This window comes from Acinetobacter sp. YH12145, assembly GCF_013418335.1.
Lineage (GTDB): Bacteria > Pseudomonadota > Gammaproteobacteria > Pseudomonadales > Moraxellaceae > Acinetobacter > Acinetobacter amyesii.
Map to the genome: position 1 here is coordinate 62,357 of NZ_VPCE01000017.1, position 6,232 is coordinate 68,588.

A 6,232-nucleotide genomic window follows, 5' to 3' on the forward strand; every position below is an offset into this window, starting at 1 on the left:
AGAGGTTTATAGTTTTGGAAAACTAAGTTTTAACCTAGTCTATATTTTATTACTGATAACGATAGCGTGCTGATCGCGCATGCGCATCTAAATTTTCCTGCTGTGCTAACGTATCAGCCGTTTTCGCTAAAGTTTTCACGCCATCTTCAGAACACATGATTAAACTTGAGCGCTTTTGGAAATCATAAACACCGAGCGGTGATGAAAAACGCGCTGTGCCCGATGTAGGCAACACGTGGTTTGGACCTGCACAGTAATCACCAATCGCTTCTGGTGTATAACGTCCCATGAAGATTGCGCCGGCATGGCGGATATCTTCAGCCATTTCCTGCGCTTGATCCAAGCACAGCATCAAATGCTCAGGTGCAACTTGGTTAATCAATTCGGCGCCTTCAACACGGTCTTTGACTAAAACCAATGCGCCGCGGTTTTCGATTGAAGTGCGCGCGATATCTGCTTTAGGCAAAGCTTCTAAATGCTTTTCAATCCATTGTTCTACTTGATCTAAAAGATCTGCATCTGGCGTAATGAACACCGCTTGAGCCACAGTGTCATGTTCCGCTTGTGACAATAAATCCATTGCCAGCCATTCAGCATTGTTTTGACCTTCTGCATAGACCAAAATTTCGGATGGCCCTGCAATCATATCAATGCCGACTTGACCAAATACCGCACGTTTTGCTGCAGCAACGAAACGGTTTCCCGGGCCAGTGATTTTATCTACAGATGGGATGGTTTCTGTACCGTAAGCCAATGCTGCAACCGCTTGCGCGCCGCCAATGGTAAATACACGGTGTACGCCGGCCAAATAAGCTGCTGCCAAAACCAATGGATTTAAATCGCCATTCGGCGCAGGCACCACCATAATAATTTCAGGCACGCCAGCAACATGCGCAGGTACAGCATTCATCAATACAGAAGACGGATAAGAAGCTAAACCGCCTGGCACATAGATACCTACACGGTCCAGCGGTGTGACTTTTTGACCAAGGGTATTTCCTAAAGCATCAACATAAGTCCAGCCGTCTTGCTTTTGTGCTTGGTGAAATTCACGAACACGGTTCGCAGCAAGTTCTAAGGCTTCACGCACTTCTGAACTTAAACCATCAAATGCTGCTTTCAGCTGTTCTTGTGTCAGCTCTAATTCTGAGAATTGATGCGCTGGATGTCGATCGAACTGCTGTGTCAATTTAAGAACATGAGCATCACCATGCTGACGAACATCAGCAATGATTTGGTCAACGGTTTTTAAAAGTTCTGGATCATTCACAGTTTCAAAAGCCAACAAGTCAGCAAAAGCTTGCTTGAAGTTTTGATCTTGAGTCGATAAACGTCGCATCAATTTACCCACAAGGTAATCTATTGGAAAAGATTAGTTTACCTGTTTTACAGCAGCTTGTGGACATCTATCGCATGTGTTCATGTGGAGTTTTATTGAAAATAACTTTCGTTAAAATTGGTGAAAATACAGTTTTATCATTATTTTTCAGTTTTCATAAAAAAACCGCCCAAATTTGAGCGGTTTGATCAGCATAGTTAGCAACTCAACAAATTATGCTTTCTTTACTTGCTCGCGTTCTTCCACGGCTTTTTCTAGCTGAGCAAGAATCGGATTCAACAAAGTTTGTTTACGTTTAAAGCTTGCTTTGTTCACGATTAACCGAGAAGACACTTTACAAATTTCTTCCAAAGGCTCTAAACCATTGGCACGTAAAGTGTTTCCTGTATCCACAACATCGACGATGTAATCACCTAAACCAACCAATGGTGCAAGTTCCATAGAACCATAAAGTTTGATCACATCAACTTGTTCGCCCAAGCTTGCATAATATTGACGGGTCAAATTGACATACTTGGTTGCAATCTTTAAACGACCGTTCGGACGAACCATGCCGACTTTACCAGCAGTCATTAATTTACAATTGGCAATTTTTAAGTCTAATGGTTCATACACATTTTGTGCACCATGTTCCATCAGTACATCTTTACCTGCCACCCCAATATCTGCAGCACCATTTTCAACATAAGTTGGTACATCAGAAGCACGTAAAATTAAAATACGTACGTGCTTATGGGTCGTTGGAAAAATTAACTTACGAGATTTATCCGGATCTTCCAATAAGTTAATGCCAGCTGTTTCTAACAATGGCAAAGTTTCTTTTAAGATACGTCCCTTACTTAATGCTAAAGTTAAACCATGATCAAAATTGCCCATTACGTCAAAATTGGGATCATCGTTTCTCATATCGCTCATTAACTTACTCGCTTAATTTGGGCACCTAAACCTTGTAACTTCGCTTCAACATCTTCATAACCACGGTCAATATGATAGATACGGTCAATCAACGTTTCCCCATCAGCGGCAAGTGCTGCTAAAACCAATGAGAAAGAAGCTCGTAAATCAGTTGCCATCACTGGTGCAGCAGATAATTTCTCTACACCTGTAACAACAGCATCATTACCTTCAACCTGAATATTGGCACCCATACGTGCCAATTCAGGTACATGCATGAAACGGTTTTCAAAAATCGTTTCTGAAATTGTAGCAAAACCACGACCAATTGCATTCACCGCCATCAGCTGTGCTTGCATATCGGTAGGAAATTCTGGATGTGGTAAAGTCTGGAAACTTACTGCTTTCGGGCGCTTACCCATCATATCCAGTTCAATCCAATCTTCGCCGCGCGTAACTTCCGCGCCCATTTCTTCAAATTTATCCAGTACAGACTCCAACAAGTTTGGATCTGTATGCGTGGTTTTGATTTTACCGCCAGTTATTGCCGCAGCAGCAAGATAAGAACCTGTCTCGATACGATCTGCAACAACGGCATATTCACAGCCATGTAAGCTTTCAACACCTGTAACAACCAAAGTATCTGTGTCTAAACCTTCGATTTTTGCACCCATCTTGATCAACATATTAGCAAGATCAGTAATCTCGGGTTCACGAGCCGCGTTACGAATCGTGGTGACACCGTCTGCAAGAACCGCAGCAGTTAGAATATTTTCAGTACCACCAACTGTGACCATATCAAAGACAACTTCGCCACCTTTTAGACGACCATCCACTTTGGCATGCACATAGCCAGCTTCAACTTCAATTTCAGCACCAAGTGCTTCTAAAGCTTTTAAATGTTGATCTACAGGGCGTGAACCAATTGCACATCCACCCGGTAAAGACACTTTTGCACTACCATAGCGCGCCAATAACGGCCCAAGCACCAAAATAGATGCACGCATGGTTTTCACGAGTTCATATGGTGCAAATTGGTTATCTAAGCTAGAAGTATCTGCCTTAACCGTATCACCTTCATAACTGATTTGAACACCTAAACCTGCGATCAATTTCACTAAGGTGTTCACATCTTTTAGATTTGGAACATTGGTTAATGTAATAGGTGTATCCGCAAGGATAGTTGCAGCGAGTAATGGCAATGCAGCATTTTTCGCACCAGAAATACGAACTTCACCTTCGAGCTTAGTACCGCCCTGAATCAGAAATTTATCCATTAATTATTAAGCTCCGAATAAGCTTGCTTTGCGCCATTCTTCTTTGGTCATTGCACGAATTGTTACTGCATGTACTTCACCGCTGGCAATGTAGGAGTTCAAAGGTGCATAAACAGATTGTTGACGAGCAACAGGACGTTTCCCTTCAAATTGATCATCGACGATGCGTAGATCAAATTTGCCGCCTTGCCCACTAACTGCAACCTCAGCTTCTGGAAAAGCAGCTTTTAAAATTTCAGTGAGCTGTTCACTATTCATCACAAGACCCCATATAGGACTAACGGTGTAAAACCCGTCATTTTACTATAAATCTAAAAAATAATTCATTAGTCACATACATTATATATATAAAAAAAGAGGTTATAAAAAACCTCTTTTTGTACAATGTACAATCTAAACCGTTAAAGGCATATAAATGAGCTGCATTTTTCGATGTTTATGCAATTGTTTTTTTAATTTTTCAGACAATTTTTTGATCGAGGTATACATATCATCAGCGCAAGCTTGCGCAAAAAGTTCGGTCCCGGGTAATCGTATAATCGCTTCTGCAATATGATTATCACTGCCTTTTTTTGAACGTTTATCAACTTGATGATCTTTAGTCAACTTAACTTGCATACTATTGACCTGATCTAAATGTTTGGTCATTTCCGCAAATTTAAGACGAATATTTTCTTCTATTGCTGGCGTAATTGTTAAATGATGGCCACGAATTGTAATCTGCATAATTCTATCCCTCACCTTCTTTCAGGACTGGAAAAGTTCAAGCCGAATCATCCAACTCAATATGCGAAGCATACATTTACACAATCAGATCATTTCGGCTATTCCTTATATAAAAAAGAGATTCATTATTTCGTCATAATGAACCTCTAGAATAGTCAGATTTTCAAATTTAGATCAACACTTTTCGCTCTGAAGATGATGGAATATGTAACGATTCACGATACTTCGCAACCGTACGGCGAGCAACATCAATACCTTCCGCATTAAGCAACACTGCAATTGCATTATCAGACAAAGGCTTACGTGTATTTTCTTCTGCAATCAGCTTTTTAATTTTTGCACGAATTGCAGTCGAAGACGCTTCCCCACCCGATGACGTTCCAACATGACTTGAGAAGAAATATTTCAACTCAAATAATCCACGTGGTGTGAGCATATATTTATTTGTGGTTACACGGGAAACTGTGGATTCATGGAGTTCGACTTCTTCGGCAATGTCTCGTAGTACCAAAGGCTTCATTGCCTCAGGACCTTGTTCAAAGAACGCTCGTTGATGCTCAACAATACATGTCGCTACTTTTAATAATGTTTTATGTCGTTCATCAATACTTTTAATGAAATTCTTTGCTTCAAGCATTTGATTTCGTAAATATTGATTATCGTCACTTTGATCTGCACGCTTGATCATATTGGCATAAAAAGAATTTACCCGTAGTTTTGGCATTACATCAGGATTTAATTGAACCAACCAATGTTCATTCTTTTTTAAGACCACAACATCTGGTATTTGATAGTCTGAATCTTTATCTTCAAACTCTTGCCCTGGATGCGCTTTTAATGTTTTTAACAAAGAAATGGCTAGTTTGAGCTGTTCTGTATTTAATCCCGTTTGCTTAATCAACTTGGGTAATTCATTGGTAATCAGCAACTCATAATTTTTCAATAATAAAATAGCTTCATATCGATATTCAACATGTTCAGGAAGATTTTCAACTTGCACCATTAAACATTCGGCAAGATTGCGTGAGCCTACCCCTACAGGATCTAGACGCTGAATATGCTTTAAAACTACTAAAACTTCGTCATCTTCGACTTCTTCTTCATAATCCATAGAGTCTAAAAGATGCTGAACCGATTGGGTAATTTCATTTAAGTCACAATCTAAAAAACCTTTGTTATCTAAAGCATCGATAATACAGTGTGCAATTAGTTTATCGATCATAGAAAAGTGTAAAAGATTAACTTGCTCAAGCATATGCGCTTGTAAACTTTGATGCCCCTGCCGATTATCTTCGCGCTCTTCAAATTCAGCAGCACCTAAACTTGTGGGTTGATGGGTATATACATCATCCCATTCTGTATCCACTGGTAACTCATCAGGTAAATGATCGGCATTTAATTCATTGGTTAAGTCTTTATTTTCCCTTTCTTGTTCTTGTAAGCTATTCAAACTTTCAACGGTATTTTGTTCTTCAACTTTCTCTAATAGAGGATTACTGTCGAGTTGGATTTGAATTTCTTGTTCCAATTCCAAACTTGAAAGCTGTAATAAACGAATGGCTTGTTGTAATTGAGGTGTTAATGATAAGGAATTGGCAACCTTTAACCCCATCGCTAATTTCATTAATAACTCCCCCTATAATTAACCGCACTTTGTAAGCAATTTTTATGCCGTTTTATTTTTTATAGCATAATTTCGAAGAGAACGCCCGATTTTTTGTCTTTTTTAAACTCATTATTCAGCTAATTCATTCTTCTATTAGGAACAATTCGCCTTATAAATTAACTATATAATTAGATTTCTTATTCATTTTACTCCGGCTGTCACTGTATTTTTTGTTTTTCATTGTTCTTATTATTTTTCCCGGTATAAAAAAACACCCCCTGCACTAGTCAGGGGGTGTTTTCGAATAATGAGCTGGCGATGACTTACTCTCACATGGGTAACCCCACACTACCATCAGCGCTAAGAGGTTTCACTTCTGAGTTCGGGAAG

Annotated in this window: 6 protein-coding genes; all 6 read right to left on the reverse strand. The window is 39.6% G+C overall.

Annotation, left to right across the window (positions count from 1 at the left end):
• Positions 1 to 49 precede the first annotated feature (49 nt).
• Positions 50 to 1,351, reverse strand: a complete 1,302-nt coding sequence (gene hisD / locus FTU80_RS15015) for a histidinol dehydrogenase (RefSeq protein WP_180085918.1) — start codon at positions 1,349 to 1,351, stop codon at positions 50 to 52.
• Positions 1,352 to 1,552: 201 nt separating this feature from the next.
• Complete coding sequence (gene hisG / locus FTU80_RS15020) at positions 1,553 to 2,254, reverse strand: ATP phosphoribosyltransferase (protein WP_180049009.1); 702 nt, start codon at positions 2,252 to 2,254, stop codon at positions 1,553 to 1,555.
• Positions 2,254 to 3,510: a UDP-N-acetylglucosamine 1-carboxyvinyltransferase gene (gene murA, locus FTU80_RS15025; RefSeq protein WP_078191193.1), complete on the reverse strand. Its 1,257-nt coding sequence runs from the start codon at positions 3,508 to 3,510 to the stop codon at positions 2,254 to 2,256. Before murA ends, hisG begins: the two co-directional genes overlap by 1 nt.
• 6 nt (positions 3,511 to 3,516) lie before the next feature.
• Entirely contained in the window at positions 3,517 to 3,768 is a 252-nt protein-coding gene (ibaG, locus tag FTU80_RS15030; protein ID WP_078191194.1) for a BolA family iron metabolism protein IbaG, read from the reverse strand.
• Positions 3,769 to 3,903: 135 nt separating this feature from the next.
• The gene (gene hpf / locus FTU80_RS15035; RefSeq protein ID WP_078191195.1) at positions 3,904 to 4,236 is read right to left on the reverse strand and encodes a ribosome hibernation-promoting factor, HPF/YfiA family; all 333 of its coding nucleotides are present in this window, start codon (positions 4,234 to 4,236) and stop codon (positions 3,904 to 3,906) included.
• A gap of 169 nt (positions 4,237 to 4,405) precedes the next feature.
• A complete protein-coding gene (locus FTU80_RS15040; protein ID WP_078192378.1) occupies positions 4,406 to 5,860 on the reverse strand; it encodes an RNA polymerase factor sigma-54 in 1,455 nt (484 codons plus the stop codon).
• Positions 5,861 to 6,232: the final 372 nt, after the last annotated feature.

Excerpts from the sequence above, each read along its gene's own strand:
- murA (WP_078191193.1), bottom strand. The coding sequence starts at position 3,510 with ATGGATAAATTTCTGATTCAGGGCGGTACTAAGCTCGAAGGTGAAGTT.
- ibaG (WP_078191194.1), bottom strand. The coding sequence starts at position 3,768 with ATGAATAGTGAACAGCTCACTGAAATTTTAAAAGCTGCTTTTCCAGAA.
- FTU80_RS15040 (WP_078192378.1), bottom strand. The coding sequence starts at position 5,860 with ATGAAATTAGCGATGGGGTTAAAGGTTGCCAATTCCTTATCATTAACA.
- hpf (WP_078191195.1), bottom strand. The coding sequence starts at position 4,236 with ATGCAGATTACAATTCGTGGCCATCATTTAACAATTACGCCAGCAATA.
- hisG (WP_180049009.1), bottom strand. The coding sequence starts at position 2,254 with ATGAGCGATATGAGAAACGATGATCCCAATTTTGACGTAATGGGCAAT.